At 55.7% G+C, this 20,761-nt stretch carries 19 protein-coding genes; 8 read left to right on the top strand and 11 right to left on the bottom strand.

Annotated features, from left to right (window positions below):
- The first annotated feature begins 12 nt into the window (after nucleotides 1–12).
- Nucleotides 13–447 carry a hypothetical protein gene (locus ACT3RW_RS12590; RefSeq protein WP_131088842.1) on the top strand — a complete coding sequence of 145 codons (435 nt, stop codon included), beginning with the start codon at nucleotides 13–15 and terminating at the stop codon, nucleotides 445–447.
- The gene (locus tag ACT3RW_RS12595) at nucleotides 447–959 is read left to right on the top strand and encodes an HIT family protein (RefSeq protein ID WP_444613966.1); all 513 of its coding nucleotides are present in this window, start codon (nucleotides 447–449) and stop codon (nucleotides 957–959) included. The genes ACT3RW_RS12590 and ACT3RW_RS12595 overlap by 1 nt, the downstream gene beginning before the upstream one ends.
- 72 nt (nucleotides 960–1,031) lie before the next feature.
- Here the strand turns inward: ACT3RW_RS12595 and ACT3RW_RS12600 are convergent, their stop codons facing one another.
- Nucleotides 1,032–2,129, bottom strand: coding sequence for a polyprenyl synthetase family protein (locus tag ACT3RW_RS12600; RefSeq protein ID WP_444613967.1), 1,098 nt, complete (start codon nucleotides 2,127–2,129; stop codon nucleotides 1,032–1,034).
- A 289-nt stretch (nucleotides 2,130–2,418) separates the two neighbouring features.
- Between ACT3RW_RS12600 and ACT3RW_RS12605 the strand changes: the two genes are divergently transcribed.
- The 4 genes from ACT3RW_RS12605 to ACT3RW_RS12620 all read left to right on the top strand — a co-directional run bounded on the left by ACT3RW_RS12605 (nucleotide 2,419) and on the right by ACT3RW_RS12620 (nucleotide 6,414).
- Complete coding sequence (locus ACT3RW_RS12605; protein ID WP_444613968.1) at nucleotides 2,419–3,756, top strand: isochorismate synthase; 1,338 nt, start codon at nucleotides 2,419–2,421, stop codon at nucleotides 3,754–3,756.
- 171 nt (nucleotides 3,757–3,927) lie between these two features.
- Complete coding sequence (locus ACT3RW_RS12610) at nucleotides 3,928–4,716, top strand: ABC transporter substrate-binding protein (protein ID WP_444613969.1); 789 nt, start codon at nucleotides 3,928–3,930, stop codon at nucleotides 4,714–4,716.
- A 110-nt stretch (nucleotides 4,717–4,826) separates the two neighbouring features.
- Nucleotides 4,827–5,618 carry an amino acid ABC transporter permease gene (locus ACT3RW_RS12615; protein WP_131088847.1) on the top strand — a complete coding sequence of 264 codons (792 nt, stop codon included), beginning with the start codon at nucleotides 4,827–4,829 and terminating at the stop codon, nucleotides 5,616–5,618.
- A 13-nt stretch (nucleotides 5,619–5,631) separates the two neighbouring features.
- Nucleotides 5,632–6,414 carry an amino acid ABC transporter ATP-binding protein gene (locus tag ACT3RW_RS12620; protein ID WP_444613970.1) on the top strand — a complete coding sequence of 261 codons (783 nt, stop codon included), beginning with the start codon at nucleotides 5,632–5,634 and terminating at the stop codon, nucleotides 6,412–6,414.
- A 106-nt stretch (nucleotides 6,415–6,520) separates the two neighbouring features.
- Here ACT3RW_RS12620 and menD read toward each other — a convergent pair whose 3' ends face one another.
- The 3 genes from menD to ACT3RW_RS12635 form a co-directional block, all read right to left on the bottom strand.
- Nucleotides 6,521–8,221 (bottom strand): 2-succinyl-5-enolpyruvyl-6-hydroxy-3-cyclohexene-1-carboxylic-acid synthase, encoded by a 1,701-nt coding sequence (gene menD / locus ACT3RW_RS12625; RefSeq protein ID WP_444613971.1) that lies wholly within the window; start codon nucleotides 8,219–8,221, stop codon nucleotides 6,521–6,523.
- Between the two features lie 150 nt (nucleotides 8,222–8,371).
- The gene (locus ACT3RW_RS12630; RefSeq protein WP_444613972.1) at nucleotides 8,372–10,474 is read right to left on the bottom strand and encodes a PhoX family protein; all 2,103 of its coding nucleotides are present in this window, start codon (nucleotides 10,472–10,474) and stop codon (nucleotides 8,372–8,374) included.
- A 123-nt stretch (nucleotides 10,475–10,597) separates the two neighbouring features.
- The gene (locus ACT3RW_RS12635; RefSeq protein ID WP_444613973.1) at nucleotides 10,598–11,593 is read right to left on the bottom strand and encodes an o-succinylbenzoate synthase; all 996 of its coding nucleotides are present in this window, start codon (nucleotides 11,591–11,593) and stop codon (nucleotides 10,598–10,600) included.
- Nucleotides 11,594–11,673: 80 nt separating this feature from the next.
- On the opposite strand from ACT3RW_RS12635, the gene ACT3RW_RS12640 reads away from it, so the two are divergent.
- The gene (locus ACT3RW_RS12640; protein ID WP_131088851.1) at nucleotides 11,674–12,537 is read left to right on the top strand and encodes a phosphatase PAP2 family protein; all 864 of its coding nucleotides are present in this window, start codon (nucleotides 11,674–11,676) and stop codon (nucleotides 12,535–12,537) included.
- A 32-nt stretch (nucleotides 12,538–12,569) separates the two neighbouring features.
- Here the strand turns inward: ACT3RW_RS12640 and ACT3RW_RS12645 are convergent, their stop codons facing one another.
- From ACT3RW_RS12645 to pdhA, 4 genes are all read right to left on the bottom strand, one after another.
- Nucleotides 12,570–13,583, bottom strand: coding sequence for a hypothetical protein (locus ACT3RW_RS12645; RefSeq protein ID WP_444613974.1), 1,014 nt, complete (start codon nucleotides 13,581–13,583; stop codon nucleotides 12,570–12,572).
- A 254-nt stretch (nucleotides 13,584–13,837) separates the two neighbouring features.
- Nucleotides 13,838–15,277: a dihydrolipoamide acetyltransferase family protein gene (locus ACT3RW_RS12650; RefSeq protein ID WP_444613975.1), complete on the bottom strand. Its 1,440-nt coding sequence runs from the start codon at nucleotides 15,275–15,277 to the stop codon at nucleotides 13,838–13,840.
- Nucleotides 15,278–16,360 (bottom strand): alpha-ketoacid dehydrogenase subunit beta, encoded by a 1,083-nt coding sequence (locus ACT3RW_RS12655; RefSeq protein ID WP_444613976.1) that lies wholly within the window; start codon nucleotides 16,358–16,360, stop codon nucleotides 15,278–15,280.
- Between the two features lies 1 nt (nucleotide 16,361).
- Complete coding sequence (gene pdhA / locus ACT3RW_RS12660; protein WP_444613977.1) at nucleotides 16,362–17,525, bottom strand: pyruvate dehydrogenase (acetyl-transferring) E1 component subunit alpha; 1,164 nt, start codon at nucleotides 17,523–17,525, stop codon at nucleotides 16,362–16,364.
- Between the two features lie 225 nt (nucleotides 17,526–17,750).
- On the opposite strand from pdhA, the gene ACT3RW_RS12665 reads away from it, so the two are divergent.
- Nucleotides 17,751–18,203 carry an Lrp/AsnC family transcriptional regulator gene (locus ACT3RW_RS12665; RefSeq protein WP_131088856.1) on the top strand — a complete coding sequence of 151 codons (453 nt, stop codon included), beginning with the start codon at nucleotides 17,751–17,753 and terminating at the stop codon, nucleotides 18,201–18,203.
- A 97-nt stretch (nucleotides 18,204–18,300) separates the two neighbouring features.
- Here the strand turns inward: ACT3RW_RS12665 and ACT3RW_RS12670 are convergent, their stop codons facing one another.
- From ACT3RW_RS12670 to paaD, 3 genes are read right to left on the bottom strand one after another with little or no spacing between them, the layout of a single operon-like run.
- On the bottom strand, nucleotides 18,301–19,086 hold the full coding sequence (locus tag ACT3RW_RS12670) for an enoyl-CoA hydratase/isomerase family protein (RefSeq protein ID WP_444613978.1): 786 nt from the start codon (nucleotides 19,084–19,086) through the stop codon (nucleotides 18,301–18,303).
- An 18-nt stretch (nucleotides 19,087–19,104) separates the two neighbouring features.
- Nucleotides 19,105–20,265, bottom strand: a complete 1,161-nt coding sequence (paaE, locus tag ACT3RW_RS12675) for a 1,2-phenylacetyl-CoA epoxidase subunit PaaE (protein WP_444613979.1) — start codon at nucleotides 20,263–20,265, stop codon at nucleotides 19,105–19,107.
- Complete coding sequence (gene paaD, locus ACT3RW_RS12680; protein ID WP_444613980.1) at nucleotides 20,262–20,759, bottom strand: 1,2-phenylacetyl-CoA epoxidase subunit PaaD; 498 nt, start codon at nucleotides 20,757–20,759, stop codon at nucleotides 20,262–20,264. Before paaD ends, paaE begins: the two co-directional genes overlap by 4 nt.
- Nucleotides 20,760–20,761 lie beyond the last annotated feature (2 nt).

Genomic DNA, 20,761 nt, shown 5'->3' on the forward strand with positions numbered 1-20,761 from the left:
TAGGATAAAGACATGGCTGACATGTTTCTAGAGAAGTTCTGTTCCTTGGTTCCAAAATATTTGGAAGACCAGTGGAATGAAGCCGACGGGTTGAACAGCGAAGAGCTGAGCGAAGCCCTAGCGCAGTCCAAGGTTTCGATTCCTTTTGTGCTCGAAGAGTTCTACCGGGCCCTAGGCAACAATGAAGACTTCATGGAGGCCTACCACTACTTCTTCGACCCAGAAGAGCTGGAAATCGAAGACGGTCACCTGCTGTTCTTGGAAGACGAAGAAGAGAAGTTTGTCTGGGCGTTTAAGGCTTCACAGCTTGATGTTCCGGATCCAATTGTCTATCGCCGCAATAACGCCAAAGGTACCTGGACCAGTGAAGAAGGCACTTTCAGTGAATTCACGCTGGACATGTTCGCATGGGTCTTTGACGAGCTGGCTGCCGAACTGGAGGACTAGTGCTCCACCATTCCCATCAACCGGACGGCTACCAATGCCCATTTTGCGAATTGGTGCTTGACTTACCGTTCAGCCAAGACAACTTGTGCGCACCCACAGATCTGATTTATCAGACTGATCTGGTGGCCGCCATCATGGCTTGTGATGGGTTTGGTAATTACGGCGGGCATGCCATGATCATTCCCACCAAACATTTGGAAGCACTCTACGACCTAGACGACGCCACCGGTGCGGCGATCATGAAGGAAACCAAACGCGTGGCCTTGGCCATGAAATTAGCGTGGGATCCCGCAGGAACCAGTACCAGGCAACATAATGAACCGGCAGGAAACCAGCACGTCTGGCATTACCACCAGCATGTGTTCCCGCGGTATCACGATGATCAGTTGTACCAGCAGCTTCGCCACCGGGTCTCGGTTGAAGAACGAGCGATCAAAGCCAAAGAACTACGCGCGGCTCTATTCTCTAATGAGCATCCAGAGCCACTAACTGCTGCACAAGTTATCCGCTGAGCACCGGCGATGACCAAGCAAAAAATCCCCTGAAGAAATCAATCTTCAGGGGATTTTTCGTCTCAACATTCTTTAGGCGTCGCGGGTTACCACGGCGTCAGCGAAGGAGATCAAAGCTTGCTTCACGGTGCCCTCTGGCAACGGATTCAGCGCCTGGATCGCGGAATCTGCCCACTGACGGGCAACCTTCCACGCATCGTGGAGCGCGGTGTGCTCACGGACCGCTGCTACTGCTTGGGCCAAGGCCTCATCGGTAGTGAGGTCTGAATCAACCAGTGCCAGCGCAGCCTGTGCTTGTTCGTCTCCAGCCTCAGCAGCCTGACGCAACAGCAAGATTGGCAACGTCGGAACACCTTCGCGCAAATCAGTGCCCGGAGTCTTGCCCGAATCTGCCTTCTCGGACGCTAGGTCAATTACGTCGTCGGCAACTTGGAAGGCAACGCCAACCTTTTCACCGTACTCACGCAAGGTCTCAATAAATTCAGGTGCTCCACCAAAACGAGCGCCAAAGGCACCGGAGGTGGAAAGCAAAGAAGCGGTCTTATCGCTGATGACCTGGATGTGGTGCTCAATCGCGTCGTCGCCTTCACGCGGCCCGATGGATTCATGCAGCTGGCCTAGGCAGAGGCGCTCAAAGGTTCGCGACTGCCACATCACCGCTTCTGGTCCCAGATCTGCACCGAAGACCGAAGCCCGGGCGAAGATCAGGTCGCCAGCCAAGATGGCTACCGAGTTGCCCCAGACCTCGTGGGCGGTGGGGGCTCCACGACGTAGCGGAGCTGAGTCCATCACGTCATCGTGGTACAGGGTGGCCAGGTGGGTCAGCTCCACAATGGCGGCAGATTTGATGACCTCGTCGGTCACACCGTGGCCGAGCAGCGAGGTCAGCAGCACCAGCAATGGGCGCACGCGCTTACCGCCGGCTTCGACCAGGTGCCGGCTGGAGGCATCAATCAATGGATCGGAGTTAGCTAGCGCATCGCGCAATAGCTTCTCGACCTTTGCCATACCGATGGAAATAGCCGGACCAAAGTCCGGGTCCTCGGCCAGCATTGCAAAGCCCGAGGGAAGATTGATAGCCGCAGCTAATGCAGCGGTTTCAGGATTCAGCTCAATCGAGTCGGACACTTCGTGCCCGGCTGCGGTCCAGTTGCTCTTCGAATCAGTCACTGTTCTACGGCTTACTTATCTTTCATCGGGGCGGCCATCGCGGAATGCGAAGACTTCTGCGCCTGCATAATGCAGACAAACATCTCTTCACTCTAACCGATGCGGTCCACCGCTGGTGATCGGCACGACGCAACATTTTGCAGGTTGCAGGCCAGCGACCGAGCGGTTCGGTTTAGAGTTTACCGACTTAGGCTAACAGTTCTGCCAAGACCCGCCATATCTCACAGTCGTGACTGGGGACACCACCACCGCTTGAACCCCGGCATCCCGCGGTAGGCTTAGCCGTATCATGTCTGCAGAATCGTCCGTTCTTAGCGCCAGCGCCCATCAGGCGTCGGCTCCATCGCTGTCCAGCATCACCTTTGAATATCTTGATGCCCCGCAAACTCTGCTTGGCGACTCATTGCGTCACCGAAGCATGGTCTGGACCCGGAACGGGCATGGCTTGGTGGGTTTTGGCACCGCCGCCCGCCTGCACACCCACGGGGAGGAACGCTTCGCGCGGGCCCGCGCGTGGTTTGCACAGGTCATCGAGGCCGCGGACATCATTGATCCAATCAACCGGCCCGGTAGTGGTTTGGTCAGCTTTGGATCCTTCGCTTTTTCCTTTACCAGCGTTTTTGAATCGCGCATGATCATCCCGCAGCTGGTGGTTGGACGCGATGAGCAGGGCGCGTGGATTACCGTAACCGGCACCGCCGAGGAACTAAGAGATCTGACCTACGAGCAGGCTTTGGCCCGGGTCAACGCCGCCATGGAGGACGCGGCCATCGCTGCCACCGATCCAGGGGCTATCAAGCTCACCAGTGGACAGTTGACCGCAGGCTCCTATGTTGAAGCCGTACGCAAAGCACTGGGTCATTTTGAAGAGCGCGGAATCTCCAAGCTGGTGCTAGCTCGCGACGTACTAGCCCACAGCACCTCCCCCATCGATCTGTCCGCAGTGGTCCACGCCCTGACCGAACGTTACGCGGACTGCTGGACCTACAGTGTTGATGGCCTCGTGGGTGCCACCCCGGAAATGCTGGTTCGCGTCACCGATGGCCTGGCAGAAGCCCGCGTCTTGGCCGGCACGTTAGATCGTGCCGCAGCGGGAGCCGCAGACCCTGAGTTTGCCCAGCATCGACTCTTTGAAGATCCCAAGCAGCGTAATGAGCATCAGCTGGCCATCGATTCACTCACTGACTCGTTGAACCCAATCTCGCATGGCATGAGCGCACCCAAAGAACCATTTATTCTCCAGCTACCGAACGTCTGGCATCTAGCCAGCGACGTACGCGCACAGTTGCGTGCCGACGCAACGGGCGCCTTGCCCTCCGCTTTGGATGTAGCTGAGATTTTCCATCCCACCGCCGCGGTGTGCGGAACACCCACCAAGAAGGCCGGGGTGCTCCTGCGCGAGCTCGAAGGTTTGGACCGTGGACCTTACGCGGGCCCAGTGGGTTGGGTTGATAGCCGAGGCGACGGAGAATTTGGCATCGCCTTGCGCGGAGGAATCTTGGAAGACGAGAAACTCATGCGCCTCTACGCCGGATGTGGCATCGTTCCGGGTTCAGTGCCGGAGGATGAACTGGCAGAGTCTTGGGCAAAAATGCGCCCCATGCGCCAGGCCCTCGGCGCCGAGTAGGACGCAGATCACTTTTCGGTCAATTGTTTCACTCTCATGTTTCTTCAGCGTAAATTTTTCTTGCCCTCGATGACACTTGTGTGAACCGCGTCTCTCGCTAGTGTTACCGCGGTTATGATTAGGGCATCGCAGTGATCCACTCGCAATGACCCGAAAGTAGGTTTTGATCCTATGCGCAGCCCTAAGAAAAAATTCGCCGCCGCTATCGCTCTCAGCTCCGTAGCACTCTTGGCAATGACCGCCTGCGGTTCCGATAGCAGCTCCGAATCCTCAGCGGATGGTGCATCCTTCCCGCTCAACCAGGGCAAGCTGACCGTCTGCTCGGATATCCCTTACGAGCCATTTGAATTTGTTAAAGACGGCAAGAACGTCGGCTTCGACATGGATGTTGCTGCAGAAATCGCCAAGGACGCCAAGCTGGATTTGAACGTCATCGACGCCAGCTTCGACTCCATCGAGTCGGGACTTTTCAGCACTCAGTGCGACATCGCAATTTCCTCGATCTCAATCACCGATGCACGTAAAGCCAAGATGGATTTCTCCACTCCATACATGGATGATGACCTGGTCTTGATCGCTAAGAACGGTTCGGGCATCACCGACCTCGCTTCAGCCACCGACAAAAAGGTTGGCGTTCAGCAGGCCACCACCGGTGAAAAGTATGGCAAAGAAAAAGGCCTGAAGAACATCGTAGGCTACGAGGATGCCGGTCTACAGACCCAGGCATTGCTTGCAGGACAGGTTGATGCCGTTCTGGGTAACCAGTCGGTCCTCGGCTACGCGGTGAAGGACAAAGCCGATTACAAGGCTGTGGCCAACTTCAAGACCGGTGAGCAGCTAGGTGTTGCCGTTCCTAAGGACAAGGCTGACACCTTGAAGCTGGTCAACGGAACCCTGAAGCGTCTGACCGATGCCGGCACCATGAAGGAACTGACCGTGAAGTGGTTCGGCGAAAAATAACTCGTCACTGAACACGCAATGATCTACCAGCGGGGGTTCACCGCCCAACCGACAAGCATGACCCGGTTGCAAGTGCGAACCCCCGCTACCTTTACGAGAGGTACAACCCCATGGCAATGACTACCAGTCAGCGTGCCCGTACGAGCAAGACCATTCAGATAGTTGTCTTTGTAGGCATCATCATCGCGTTGATTGCGATTATTGACTGGGATAAGGCCGCTTACGCGTTCTTCTCCTTTGACAAGCTCGGCCCGATGTTCCCGGACATGATTTTGGTCGGCCTGAAGAACACCATCTTCTACACGATCATTGCCTTCGCCTTTGGCTTGGCACTGGGTCTGATTCTGGCCCTATTGAAAACCGCGAGCTTCGCGCCCTATCGTTGGTTCGCCACCGCATTTATTGAATTCTTCCGTGGCATCCCCGCGATCCTCGTGCTCTTGGCTTTTGGATTTGGCTTGCCTCAAGCTTTTGGCACTACGTGGCCGCAGCCGGTGAACGTGATGTTCGCTTTGGGTCTGGTTTCCTCGGCTTATATCGCTGAAACCCTGCGTGCTGGTTTGCAGGCTGTCCCTAAGGGTCAGACCGAAGCAGCCCGTTCGCTGGGCATGCCAGCCTGGCGCGCAATGGTTACCATCGTCATCCCGCAGGCATTCAAGATTGTTTTGCCACCGATGACCAATGAGATCATCTTGCTCACCAAGGACACCTCGTTGGCATTTATTCTTGGCGCAGCCATGGCCCAGTACGAGATGACCAAGTTCGGCCGTGACGGTATCTCCCAGTTGGATGCAGGCCTCACCCCGCTGGTGGTTGCTGGCTTGTTCTACCTGGTTATCACCATTCCGTTGAGCTTGGTAGCCCGTAAATTCGAATCCCGCGCAGCGAAGACCAAGCGGTAGAGAGGACTTGAGAATGTCTACTGACACTAATCAAATTTCAGTCAATGCCGCGGGCGTGGAGATCACCGGACTGCGTAAGTCCTACGGTTCCAACGAAGTACTCAAGGGCATCGATCTGAAGGTTAAGCCGGGCGAAGTTGTTTGCCTGATTGGTCCTTCAGGTTCCGGAAAATCCACCTTGCTGCGTTGCGTCAACCTACTTGAGCAGCCCAACGGCGGCACGATCTTGGTCGGTGGCTTTGATGCCACCAACGTAGATGTCAATCTTGATCAGATGCGTCAAAAAGTTGGAATGGTTTTCCAGCAGTTCAACCTTTTCCCACACCTGACGGTGTTGGAAAACTGCACTGTTGCACCGATCAAGGTGCTCAAGCGCAAGAAGCTTGATGCGCAGAAGGTAGCTCACAGCCACCTCGAACGTGTTGGCTTGGGCGATTTTGGTGGTCGCTACCCTGACCAGCTTTCCGGTGGTCAGCAGCAGCGTGTGGCTATTGCCCGTGCACTGTCGATGGAACCGACGCTGATGCTCTTTGATGAGCCAACCAGTGCTTTGGATCCTGAGACGGTCGGTGAAGTTCTATCGATCATGAAGAATCTAGCCCAGGCGGGTATGACCATGCTTGTGGTCACCCACGAAATGGCTTTTGCTAAAGAAGTTGCTGACCGTGTGGTCTTCATGGACGGCGGTGTGGTGGTTGAAGAAGGCATTGCTTCGGAAGTCATTGGCAATCCGCGACAGCCTCGTACCCAGGACTTCCTGCGTCGAGTCTTGGACCCTACCCACGTGGATATCTAAGGCCCAAAGAAGCTAAAGAAGATCTATTGCAAAAGAATCCTCTGTCCCGACACCGAGTAGGTGTTCGGGGCAGAGGATTTTCTTGTCGAAAGAATCAGTGAACAGCTTAGGGCTCTGGCCAAACAAGGCTTGAGATGTGTTGATTGAGTCGTTGATTATCTGCCCGCAAGGTTTCACGGGAAGCCGGGACTTCGATGAGCCGCAGCGTCTTTTCCTCTGACTGGGTCAAGATATCTGAAAGTTGTGCTCTGGAGGTTGCCCGCTCATAGCGCCACCCATAAGCCTTGGCCAGCGACTGAACATCAAATTGTTGAGCAGTAGCAAACAAACGCTCGACCGCTTCGGCATAACGTCCCGAGTCATCCACCGCACCGTGCTCCAATGTGGAGAAAATGGCACCGCCACCATCGTTGTACACCACCACATCCAGTTGCGGTTGTGGCTCTGAAGGTGCCCACATCAAGGAGCTGGCGTCATGAGCGAAGGTGATATCTCCCATGACAGCGACAGTTCGCTGTCCACTGCCCACGGCCAAGCCCATGGCAGTAGAAATCGTGCCGTCAATTCCCGCTAAACCACGGTTGGCATACACCTTGGTGCCATGACTCTCGGTCGGCTTGGCAGCCAGATCAAAATCGCGAACGATATTAGATGAGCCGAGCAGTAGAACCTCCGGCTGGTTTTCCCAGAGCACTTCAGCCACGTCCAGCCCGTTGAGCGTGGACTCTTCGCCGTGCAACGCACGAATCTGCTGGGCGTGTCTATCTAGGTCTTGCCAGTTGGCCAGCCATCCCTCAGCGCCTACACCGGCAAACTCTACAAGCTGTTCCCAGCTATTGATCGGTTGCTCACGACGCCGCCCTGGCTCATACCAAGGCGCTGGTGTCGGTTGCCAGATGGCACTGTCAATTCGAGGATCAGCTAAGAGTTTGGCTACAGGCCGGCTGAGCGTAGGACGCCCAAAAAGCACTACACGATCAATGTGTTCACTGCCCACGGCAATCAACGGCCGGTAATGAGTAATGGCATTTGTTGAAAAGCGTGCGTTGGACGAGGGCTCAGCAAAAAGTGGCAGACCTAAAAGTTGTGCAAACTCTGCCGCCTGCTCCCCCGCATCATGTCCTGCAACAACAACCGTGCGACGCTGTGGAAGGACTTGAGCACTCACGATTGCTGTTGATGATTGATTCACGACACCAGGCCATGTACCGGCCTGAATGTTGGTCCAGGGCTGAGAGCCAATCGTTTCGTCTTCACCTGGGATCAGCGGATCGCGAAATTGCAGGTTCAGCTGCACTGGGCCGGCCGGGTTCAGCTGGCTACCGGCGAGCGCTATTAGCGCTCGATTCACATGGGTGACAGGATCTTGGCCTGCAGACACGTTGAGCGCGGCCCTGACGTGTTCGCCGAAGAGTGTCTTTTGTTTGGTGCTTTGGCTGGCACCCGTGCCATGTAGTTCATCGGGCCGGTCCGCGGAGAGGACTAGCAGTGGTGTTGCCGTGTGGTTCGCCTCCATGACGGCTGGCAGCATCTGGCCGATGGCAGTACCACTGGTGGCAGCTACGGCTACCGGTGTTCTTGTGCTTTGCGCCAGACCTAAGGCCATGAAGGCGGCTGAACGCTCATCGATGCGCACATGGATGGTGAGCAGTCCTGCGTGCTCAGCTTCAGCGGTGGCATAGGCCAAGGGCGCGCTACGTGAGCCGGGAGAAATCACTAGATCTCGTACTCCCGCCTGGATCAGTGATACGAGGACTTCACGAGCCGTGCTGATGGCGCGTTGCTCTTCTGGTTGCTGCAATCCCACGCGATGTGGCTCCTTCGATTCCTCAGCTTAGGCACTACCCCAAGTCTATGCCTTGGTACGCGCGCCGACTGCGAGGGTGCAACAAGACGCCGGTGAGATCTGCGAAACTCACAGATCTCACCGGCGTCTAATTACACGATGGCCGAAAGGCTACTTGTTTTTGCCTTTGCCCTTACCCTGGTTTTCAGCCTCTGCTTTGAAGACCTGAACCACGGTTGGACGTGGGCCGTAGAACTGGCCTGCGCCTGCTGCGGCTGGGTTCTCTAGGAAGTCAGGGAACAGTGAGCTTGGGGAGGCGAAGGTGCCGCCTTCTCCCGGGTGCTGCACAGAGACGAAGACTGAGTTGTCTTTGTCATGGATCAGTGGGCCACAGGTTTCAGCGCCCGTTGGGACAGCCAGGAACTGTTCCACGCGGCCACGGTCCTTGCCGGTCAAGGTGACCTTGTGCAGTGCATCCGAGTAGCCGATGGTGCTTGGTGCGCCGTCGGTGGAGATCCACAAGTTGCCCTTTGAATCGAAGGCCAGATTATCCGGGCAGGAAATTGGTGAGACCTTATCGGCTGGGTAACCGGAGAAGTACGTTGAACCGTTGACCTTCGGATCGCCTGCAACCAGCAGAATGTTCCAAGTGAACTTGGTGCTGGTGGCGTCGTTTCCTGCCTCGGTCAGTTCAATAATGTGTCCATCGCGGTTGGAAATGCGAGGGTTCGGCTCGGTTGCGCCTTCCTTGCCGGTCTTGCCACGATCAGAGTTGTTGGTCAGCGCCACGTACAGCTTTCCCGACAGCGGGCTTGGCTCCACGTCTTCTGGGCGGTCCATCTTGGTGGCGCCGAGCTTATCTGCTGCCAGACGGGTGTAAACCAAAACCTCTTCAACGCTCATGCCTTCAACCATGGACTTGCCGCCCTTGACCAATGGCAACCAGGTGCCGGTGCCGTCGAATGCGCCGTCCGCTGGTAGCTCGCCGTTGCCGTCAATTTCGTTTGCTGGCGAGTTACCGGCAAACTTTGCGACGTAGAGGTCACCGTCGGAGAGCAGGCTCATGTTCTTCTTGCGGTCATGCTTGGAGTAGGTGCCCTTGGAGACAAACTTGTACAGGTACTCAAAGCGGGAGTCATCACCGGAGTAGGCAACAGCCTTACCGTTCTTGGCGATGCGCACGTTGGCACCCTCATGCTTAAAGCGGCCCAAGTTGGTGTGCTTTACCGGAATGGACTTTGGATCCTGTGGGTCAATTTCGATAACCCAGCCGAAGCGGTGTGCTTCGTTTTCATAGCCTTCGTTGCTCAGGCCAAAGCGTGGGTCAGTATCTTCCCAACCGCGCTCGGTGGCTGCGGTGCCTATGCCGTAGCGTGCTTCTTCGGCAGTGCCCTTGCCCTTGAAGTACTGGTCAATGTTTTCTTCACCGGAAAGCACGGTGCCCCATGGGGTGGTGCCGCCGGAGCAGTTATTCAGGGTGCCCAGAACCTTGGTTCCGGTTGGGTCTGCAACGGTCTTGAGCAGATCGGCTCCAGCAGCAGGGCCATCTACCTTGAATTCAGTCTGTGCGGTGATGCGACGGTTACGTTCGCCGCCCTGGACGTAGCTCCACTGCTTGTCATGCTTCTTGCGCTTTACTTCGACAACGCTGAAACCGTGAGCGTTCATCGCGATGCGGCGAGCTTCGTCCTTGTTAGCTTCAAACCACGCAGCGTCAAACATCATGTCTTCGTTGGTGTATTCGTGGTTAGCTACCAGCACGCCGGTGCGGCCCGAGTACTTATCAACGATGATGTCTAGGTAATCGTTGTTGTAACCGAACTGTTCGGCCTGCTTCTTGGCACTCTGCTTGGTGGCGTCAAACTGTGCGGTGTTCTTGAATAGCGGGTCACCCCAACGGATGATCGGAGCCCAATCGTAGCCTTCTGGAACGGTGAGGTTATCTACTGAACGAGACACCGGCTCAATGGCGTCAAAGGCCAGCTTCCCGCCCTTGGCGGAACCGTTCTTTAGCGGCACCAATGGTGCGGCGGTGGCATCAGAGGCACCGAAGAACTGTGGTCCAACTACTAGCGCCGATGCACCGACGGCGCCTAGGCCAAGGATGCTGCGGCGAGACATTGCCTTATCGGCGATATCTTTGAAGTAGCCGTTGGACGAGGTATTGCAATCTGGCTTAACGCAGGCATCTCCACACTTAAAGTGGCAAGTAGCTGCGGAACGTCCGCCACGGGTGTGGCCTAGCATTGGCAAAAGGGTACGGGTTGGATTCATGATCCATCACTTCCTCAGTTAGGGCTCGCTGTCAGGGGAACGACTCGATATGAGGTTTTCACCCAGAAGTGTGCAAAATGCAACGCGTAAGTTAACTGCGGGGAAATAGATGGGTGCTACAGGCTAAGCATTCACCAGCTGCTCATAACATTGCTCAACTCTGCGTAGCCACCACTGAACTTTCGAGGCTTCAGGGCGTAGGTCCTGAAGTTTCTTGGCATCGGCTTCGATTCGACGCGCCGGAAGGTAGCCGGCTTTGGCCAGCAATGGATCCGCGCATACGTCATCGGCTAATAATGTCCCGGTAGATAATCCGCAGGCGTAGGGCAGTTCTGGTAGCGCACTGGCTAGAGCTGCCGCTTGAGCTAGTCCTACCGAGGTGTCCAGAGCGCTAGAAACGACGACGTCTAGTTCAGCTTTCTTAGCAATATCCAGTACGGCCTGAATCCCACCCAGTGGCTGCGCCTTGATGACCATGAGATCTGCTGCGCCCAGCCGAGAAACTTCCAGCGGGTCTGTGTGCTTGCGTACTGCTTCATCGGCAGCGATCTTCAAATCAAAGCCTGCATTGCGCAATTTCTCACGAACTTCAGCCAAACCGGTGATGCCCGGTACTGGCTGTTCAGCATATTGCAGGTCGTACTCACTGAGGGCCTTGAGCGCATGGACCGCTTGCTCAATGTCCCAGCCCATATTTGCATCAACTCGCAAAGCGGCGTGAGGGTAAAGCCGACGGGCTTCGGCAACCCGGGCCAAGTCCTGGTCCAAGTCTTGTCCCTGTTCTGCCACCTTGATTTTGATGGTGTGTGGTGCATCGTAGCGTTCAAGTACGGCACCCACCTCGCTGGCTGGGACCGACGGCAGAGTTGCGTTGACGGGGATCAAAGTGCGAAGTGGTTCCGGGAATGGTTGGTAGGCTGCTTCGATGCCGGCAGCGAGCCAGCGGGAGGCTTCGTGGGCTCCATATTCAGGGAAGGCCGAGAATTCTCCCCACCCGGCCGGTCCTTTGATGAGCAGTGCTTCGCGCTGGGTGATTCCGCGGAATTTAACTCGCATGGGTAAGCGAACAACGTGGCTGTTTGCTAGCAGCTCTGCCAGCGGTGGAAGTTCAATGCTCATGTACTAAGCCTAGCGAGCGTGGGCATAATTACAGTCTTTTTGGGTGACGTTTGCACCAGTAATTGTGACAGTCTAGAAGCATGCCCCGCCATTCAGCAGCTCCGCACCCGCGCCACATTCGGTGGTGGTTGGCTCTCATCTTGTTGATAGCCCTGTTCTGCGTGGAATACGTCTTCTTTGTGCTGCTGCGCGCGGGTCAATGGGCCGATCAAGCAAGCTTCATGGCTTGGTCGCAGTGGTGGCCACGTACCGAGTTGCTGGATCCAGTGCGCCAGTTCTTGGATCTGCTTCCGGTGATCTGTGGTGTTGTTGCCGGAATCTTCTTACTCTATCGAGTGATCAGAGACCGAAGTTTCATCAGGGCCATTGTCGCGATTCTCGGTGCGGCAGCAGCGTTGGGCACTACGCAGTTGCTCAAACATGAAATCTTGATTCGTCCGGACTTCAATTTTGGTACGACCGGAAACTCATTCCCTTCGGGACACACCACTGCTGCGGCAGCGGCCATGGGCTTGATGTATTTGATGTCCCCACCAAAACTTCGCCCAGTCATACAGCCTATTGTTTGGCTCTTTGCCACAGTCACCGGTGTGGCAACACTAGTCTGTGGTTGGCACCGCCCGAGCGACATCGCCGCTGGTTTTCTGGTCACTGCTTTTTGGATGGTTATCGCCAGCGTTGTATTACAACGGATTCAACCGCTGAGTCATGAAGTGCGCAAGACTGGCTGGTCCAGACGAGTTGGCGCGACCAGCATCATCGTGTGGGCCATCATCATCGGATTATCTTTCCTCTTACCTCACCCGCACATTCAGAAGATTCCCGAGACCTTACAGCTGACCTACGCAGTCTTGGGCATTGCACATGTCGTCGCGGCATCACTGGTTACAGGGTTGGCGTTACGTTCTGTCGTGCTGGGGCCAATGCGCACCGTTGCGCAATAAGTGGTTCCTCGGGGTCACCAGCAAGGCCGTATTTAGGAATCATTCCTCTGCAACAGTGCATTGAGTTTCTCGGCGCCACGTTCAGAGTGCGGAACCGTCACAGCAAATCGCGTTGAATTCTTCAGCTCAAAGGCCAGGCCTTCAAAACGTCGTAGGACCACCGCTGATCCACCGGGAAAGAAGCGCCATCCCCAGCCGCCCCACGTCATTGGGTCAATCTCGGTACTGGCCACCGACAGGATGTCGACCAGCTGGATGGTGCGCAAGGGGAACCCAAAGATTGCGGAGGCCACCTGCACCTGTTGGTCAGTGATAGTCACTCGGATCAAACAAAGTCCTAGGACTAGCGGACTAACGACCAGGCAAGTTACTAGACCGGTAATGGTGGCGGCCGAATTCACTTCACCCGGGCGGGCGAAGAATTCGAAGAGAATATATAGCCCTACTCCAGCAATCAGTATCCCGAGCGCCCGCATCCACCACGGGGCCTTCATCGTTTCACTAAATTTCTTGCCCCCAGGGCTCACATCGGGCTGGGGTGTAGACGCAGTTCTTCCCTGAGCTTGGTCGATACGTGTTTGTCGTTGAGCTTGCAGTTGCTTTGAATACGACTGGTAGACGCCGCAGATCCACAGCGGAGTGAGAGCTATCAGCGTGCAGAGCAACATGGGGAGCATCCAGATGCCGATGACAGATGTCTCTGGTGTTTCGGCGAGCGCTGTTGGTATCACCGAGCCTACAAAAACTCCGACCGTGGTCCACGAAAGTAGTGAACCAACAAAGAGGAGCGTCAACAATAAGCCCGGTCTGCGCTGCTGAACTAATGAGCTCAAACCGAGGACGGTTCCTAGGATGCTCAGGCCAATGGCAACTGGCACAAATACTGCAGTGCGGGTGAATTCGTCAGGATAGGTCGATGACCAGTGCGTAGCGATGATCTCCGGCAGCTGATTAGCCAGCGGGAAGTAAATGCCGAGCACGATGAAGACCGGAAGAATCAAGATCAGGTATACCCATGGACGGTTCTTCACTGCATGCCTGGTCATCTTCATCTCGTTTCCATAGTCCAGTTGATCAGCTCCGTGGTTGGTGGAGTCGTTTACCAGCCGCATCTACTTCAACAAGGTGCGTAGATGTATTTCCATGCTATCAACACTAATCTGACATGGAACTAAATGATCGATCAATACTGAAATATCAGCATTAAGGATGATCCCCGCCGAACCCGTTTCAACTTGGGTTCGACAGGGATCATCGATGCCACTCAGCAACTGAGTAGTTCAGTGACAGCGCAGCACTACTAGAGCGTCGCCAGGGCCCGCTTGGGATCCGTCATTGCATCAGCAACAAATCGCAAGAACCCGGCAGCGGTGCCACCATCACAGACACGGTGATCAAAACTGAGCGTCAGCTCGCAGATCGAGCGGACCTTAAGTTTGCCGTTGACCACCCATGGCTTCTCGATAATGCGCCCCAGCCCCAGGATCGCAGCCTCCGGGTAATTAATAATGGCAGCCGAACCATCAACGTTGAAGACCCCGTAGTTGTTGATCGTGAAGGTGCTACCCGACAAGTCGGACACGCCGGCCTTGCCCTCGCGGGCAACCGTAGCCAAACGAGCAAACTCGGCAGAGAGCTCTTGGGCATTGAGCTTATGAGCGTCCCGTACATTCGGCACGACCAAACCACGATCTGTCTGAGCCGCAAATCCTAGATTCACTCCATCAAATACGGTGTGGCGCAATCCCCCATCAGTCTCGACATCAATGCGACTGTTCAGTTCAGGGAAACGTTGCAACCCTGCCACGGCAAAACGCGAAATCAAAGCCATGACGCTAGGCGCCTGCCCATCGGCTTCCTTGATCTTGGTGCGCAGCTTCAACAGTTTGGTGACATCTACATCCACCCACACGGTCGCTTCGGGAATTTCACGGCGGGAAGTGCTCATGGCGTTGGCAATGGTCTTGCGTACCCCGGAGAGCACCTGCGAAGAAGCTACCGGCAACCCGGTACGTGAGTCTGCATCCACAGTGCCTGTCGAAACTTCCGGCTTCGCGGCCGTGCTCGAAATGCTTGGCTGCGTAGTGGTAGCAGTCGTCGTAGGCGCTTGACTTGCAGCAGCAACGGCAGCTTCCACATCAGTGCGCAGGATCAGACCCTCAGGGCCGGTGCCTTGCACGGTAGAAATGTCCAGAGAATTCTCTCGGGCCAGCTTTCGAACCAGCGGGTTGACTACACGAACAGCTTCAGCAGAAGCCTTGGTCGCTGATGCACCACTAGCGCCCAGCCCGCGAGGCTTACGTCGCCGACTTGTTTTGCGCTGAGCTGAGCCAGTGCCGTAGCCGATGAGGACATTGCCGCTGCCTTCTTCGTCTTGCTCTGCCTCGCCACTTGGGTCAACAGATTCACCAGCAGGGGCCTGTGTTCCTGCAAGTTCTTCTTCGCGATAGGACTGTGCGCGCTCGCCGGATGGTTCCCCAGTCTGCGGTGCATCCTCGCCGCCGGTGTTCACGGAGATGAACGGCTCATCTACCAGCATCATCTGGCCAGCTTCACCGTGCAGCGTGGAGACTACGCCTTCAAAAGGAGACGGAATCTCCACCAAAGACTTGGCGGTTTCGACTTCTGCGATGGGTTGGTCCACGGCGACAGTGTCGCCAGCAGCCACAATCCATCGGACCAGCTCCGCTTCGGTCAGTCCCTCGCCGAGGTCAGGTAATAGGAAAGTCTTGATACTCATTTAGGCCTCCCACTGGAGTTGATCAACGGCGTCGAGAATTCGTTCCGCACTGGGCAGGTGGTATTTTTCCAAAGTTGGTGCCGGGTATGGGATATCAAATCCGGTGACCCTCAAGACTGGAGCTGCCAGGGAATGGAAGCACCTTTCTTGGACGCGGGCAACAATTTCACTGGCCACTGAGGCGAAGCCCTGAGCTTCGGCAATCACGATAGCTCGCCCAGTTTTGCGTACCGAGGCACAGACGGTCTCATCGTCAAACGGAACGATGCTGCGCACGTCGATAACTTCTAAGTTGAGGCCTTCTTCAGCTGCCATCTTGGCGGCTTCCAAAGCGGTGGATACACTTGGGCCGTAGGTGATCAGCGTGGCGTCGCTACCGGCACGCGCAACACGAGCTCGGCCTTCAGTTTTTGCGCTCTTTTTTGCTTCGTATTCCTGTGCCAGCTGCTCAAGGTCTACCTGTTCCTTAGACCAATAGAGCTTCTTCGGTTCAAAGAAAACTACCGGATCATCGGAATCAATGGCTTCGCGGAGCATCAGGTAGGCGTCCTCAACACAGGACGGAGTGAACACCTTCAGTCCAGGAGTGTGAGCGTAATAGCCTTCCGACGAATCGCAGTGGTGCTCTACACCACCAACTCCTCCGGCATAAGGGATACGAATGACCATCGGCAGGCTGAGCTTGCCTTGGGTGCGGTTACGCATCTTAGCCACGTGCGAGGCTACCTGCTCAAAAGCGGGGTAAGCGAAAGCATCAAACTGCATTTCAATAACTGGGCGCATACCGTTGATGGCCATGCCCACAGCCATTCCGACGATGCCAGATTCTGCCAGTGGGGTGTCAAAGCAGCGGTCAGCTCCGAAGCGTGCGGTGAGCCCATCGGTAATACGGAAGACTCCCCCAAGGGTTCCGACATCCTCACCAAAAATGACTACTGAATTATCGGCCACCAGGCCATCGGCGAGAGCCGTATTCAGTGCCTTACCAAAGGTCACTGGCTGGTTTTCATTAGCGGCTTTGGCGGCAGCACGCGCGGTGGCAGCACTGACGTTCGGGTTGACGCGCGAAGTAGTGGCAGTCATTCTAGGCCTCCTCGCGGTCTAGTTCGTCAGCAAGCAATGCTTGCTGCTCGGCGAGCTGAGTGCTCTTGGTGGAATAAACATGTTCAAAGAGTTCGCGCGGATCGGTGTTGGCATCCTGATTCATGCCATCACGCAAGGTCTTGGCCACCACTTCGGCGTCCTCGGAGATCTTGGCAACGGTCTCCTCGGTGAGCAGTCCGGCATCTTCCAGATACGCCTTCATGCGGGTCACTGGGTCTTTGGCAATCCAGGCCTGAACCTCGGAGTCCTCGCGGTAACGCTTGTCGTCGTCAGCGTTGGTGTGCGCCTGCATGCGGTAGGTGTGAGCCTCAATGAGCAGTGGGCCGTTGCCTTCGCGGGCCATGCGTACTGCTCGGGTCATGATGGCCATCAATGCCATCAGGTCATTGCCGTCTACCCGCTCACCGGCCATGCCGTAACCCACTGCCTTGTGGGCCAGCGATGGTGCGGCGCTCTGATGTGAGAGTGGGACAGAGATGGCGTACTTGTTGTTTTGTACAAAGAAGATGACCGGCAGGTTGAAGACCGCAGCAAAGTTCAGTGCTTCGTGGAAGTCGCCTTCACTAGTAGCTCCGTCGCCACACATGGCCACAACAACCGTGTTTTCACCGCGCAGCTTGGCGGCGTGAGCAACGCCCACTGCGTGCAGTAGCTGAGTGGTCAATGGCGTTGACATGGGCGCGCATTTGTAGGCCTTCGGGTCGTAACCACAGTGCCACTCGCCTCGGAAGCTAGTCATGACTTCCATCGGGGCAACGCCCTTGGTTAGCACGGCTACAGTGTCCCGATAGGTTGGGAAGAGCCAGTCGTTGTCATCCAGGCAGAGCGCGGCAGCAATTTGGCAGGCTTCTTGCCCGTGGCTTGATGGGTAAACAGCCATTCGGCCCTGGCGGACCAGGGCGGAGTTTTGGTCGTTGACTCGACGTCCGGTGACCAGTGCGGCATAGGCTTCCATGAGCCGAGCAGGACTTGGCAGCGGATATTCGTGACCTGGTTCGGTACCCTGCTCATTGTCCGGACGGAGTGATCCATCTGGATTCAACAAGTTGATCATGTGCCGCGCTGGCAACATGTAGTCCTCGGGGGTAATGCCGAACTTTTTGCTGACTTCAGAGATGCGAGCTGAGGATGCGTCCGCGCTCATGTTCTCCCACCTTTCTCTTCTGTGACTCAGCCCTCTAGGCGCACGCCCTGTGACTCAGTTCACCTAAACATCATTTGCAACTAATTATGCGTATTGATTGCATTCTGTATCCACTCAGCCGGAGAATCGTGGAAAGTTGAGATGCAGATACGTATACTTGTGGACGAAACGTTTCAATAAAATGTGTTTGATCGAGAGACGTCAGACACATTGAAAAGGAGAATCATGGCCGCGGAAGTGGAGCTAAAACTTGACGAGGTTGACCGCGCCATCTTGGCCGAGCTCACCAAGGATGGTCGCCAGTCAGTAACCACGGTTGCGCAGAAGGTTCACGTGTCTCGTGCCCACGCCTATTCGCGCATCGCCAAGCTGCAAGATGCTGGAGTTATCACTCGTTACACGGCGGTCATCGACCCGGTGAAGGCCGGCCTAAAAGCCAGCGCCTACGTCACCCTCAAACTTCGTCAGCATTCGTGGCGCGAACTACGCGACCACCTAGCTTCAATCCCTGAAGTCCAACATATTGGCCTCGTGGGTGGAAATTTTGATGTGATCCTGCTGGTGCGAGCAACAGACAATTTGGACCTGCGTCGTGTGGTCTTCGAAGAATTACAGGCACTGCCGACGGTGCTCGATACCCAAACGCACCTGATTTTTGAGGATACAGACACCCGATAAAGACAAACTGCCCGCCTGTACCAAAACTTCGGTCTCCCAAAGCCTTGGAACAGGCAGGCAGTTTCAAGCGGATCAAGTCACTGGCTTGCCACGGGTTTTATTTCTTCCCATAAAAGACCGGCGGGCGTTTGTCTTGGAAGGACTTGAACCCCTCGGCGTAGTCAGGCGTATCGCACAAGGCTGCCTGCGCACGGTTTTCAGTTTTCATTGAAGCCCAGAGTCCAACTCGCTGATCCCGTATTTCTTGGACCAGTCGCTTTGACTCAACAAACGCCTGCGTTGCCCCTTGGGCCACTTTGCCAATCAGCTCTTCGCCGCGTTCCACCAAGTCCTCTGACGGGAAAGCACGCGAAAATAATCCGGATTTCACGGCTTCTGCCCCGGAAATCAGTTCAGCGGTATAGATCATGTCCAGGGTGCGGTGCGCTCCGAGTCGCTCGGTGAAAAGCCAATGCCCACCCGAATCCAATGTTGCTCCCAGATTGGCAAACGGTGAACCAATTTTTGCGTTCTCTGCCACGTACACAACGTCCGTAGCGATGGCCAAGCCCAGACCAACACCCAGACACGCACCCTGAACCAAGGCGAAGGTCGGCGCCGGAAGATTCGACATCTTCTCTAAGAGTGGCTGCACTTTGCCATCCAAATACCCAATGACATCATCATCGGCAGGGTTCACTGCAGAAATATCTCTTCCGGCACAGAAGCCACGGCCAGCGCCGGTCAGCACCAACGCCCGAACACTGCCATCGGCCACGCCAGCAGCAGCCTGGTCGTAGGCGAGCGACAACTCGTCTAGGGCAGCTACATCAAGGGAGTTCATTTTCTGTGGAGCATTAAGCACAACTCGGGCAATTGAATCGGCAATCGTCAATTCGATCATGAGTGATTCCTTGCTTTCCTAAGCGTCAAAATCGACGGCCAGTTTTTCGCTGGTCGGATGTGATTGGCAGGTGAGCACGTAACCGGCTTCAACTTCTTCTGGCTCCAGCGCATAGTTTTCAGCCATGGTCACTGATCCGCAGGTCACCTTGGCACGGCAGGTTCCGCAGACTCCGCCAGCACAGGCGAACGGGACATCTTGGCGAACACGCAGAGCAGCGTTTAACACGGTTTCGTTGGCTCGCACCGGCGAGGTAACTTCGCCTTTGAGGCCATCGAGGTTGAAGCTGATCTCGTAGCTTTCCTCATTCTCGTCCACCACCACGGGTCGGCCAATATGGCCTTGCGGCTTGGATGGTTCACCGGTGGTAAATAGTTCAAAACGAACCTTCTGCGCTGGTACTCCTAGCGCAGTCAGTTGGTCTCTGACCAGCTGGACCAGTTCGAATGGTCCGCATAGGAACCACTCGTCCACACTGGGTGCTTGCACCACATTGGTGAGCAAGGAGCTTAGCTTTTCTGCGTCGATACGACCAGAGAGTAACGGTGAAATCCGCTGTTCACGACTCAGCACGTGGTGCAGTGCCATGCGTGATGGGTACCGGTCTTTGAGGTCTGCCAGCTCTTCAAGGAACATGACATCCATGGCGGCTTTGTTCGCATAAATCAGATCAAAGCGGCTGTGCTCGTTGGCTTCCAGGATCGTACGAGCGATTGCTAGAACCGGAGTAATCCCTGAGCCGGCAGCCACTGCAACAAAGCGATCTTGCGTGGTGGTGTTGATCTTTGAAGGATCATTAATCTCAGTGAGTTTGTGCTTGGAAATGAAGGCACCAGCCGGACTCATCACGTCAATCTGCTCACCTGCGGCCAGTTCCTCGTTGGCCCAGGTGGAGAACAAACCACCAAGGTCACGCTTGATAGCTACCTTGATTTCATCCCCGGTGGGCGCGGCGCAAATTGAGTAAGAACGGCGCAGTTCCACCAATTCGCCCTCGGCGTTGGGCAGCTTCTTGCGAAGGGCCACGTACTGTCCGGCGACATAGTCATATTCTTCGCTGAGTTCTTCAGGGATAGCGAAGGTAACTTCAATGGCGTCTTTGGTCAGGCGACGCACATTCGAAACGGTGAGACGGTGAAAAGCGGCTCTGCGTCGAGCCGAAGTTTGTAGATCGGTCATGAAAGTACCTTGAAGTAGTCGAAGGGCTCTAAACAGTCTTTGCAGGTGTAGAGCGCTTTACATGAAGTGGAGGCAAAGCGGGCCAGCTCACGGGTATTCAACGAATGGCACCGAGGACATTTCACACTCATACCCAGGGTGATTCGCCCGGCGTGGCCTTGGCCGGTAGGAGGAGCGATCCCATACTCTTCGAGTTTTCGTTTGCCATCTTCGCTCATCCAGTCCGTGGACCAGGCAGGGCTCAGCACCAGCTTGATCTGGACCTGATGGTATCCGGCGTCGCTAAAGGCCGAATACAGGTCTTCACCGATCACGTCCATAGCCGGGCATCCAGAATAGGTCGGGGTGATCACTACCTGTACTGTGCCGTCTTCGGCGGCGGTGACCTCGCGCAGAATCCCAAGGTCCACAATGGACAGCACAGGTATCTCCGGATCATGAACCTTCGCGGCGATGGCGAACAGCTCGTTGGAGTCAGCGATCAGCTTATTCAAGA

The organism is Glutamicibacter sp. AOP5-A2-18 (assembly GCF_052446055.1).
Taxonomy (GTDB): Bacteria; Actinomycetota; Actinomycetes; order Actinomycetales; family Micrococcaceae; genus Glutamicibacter.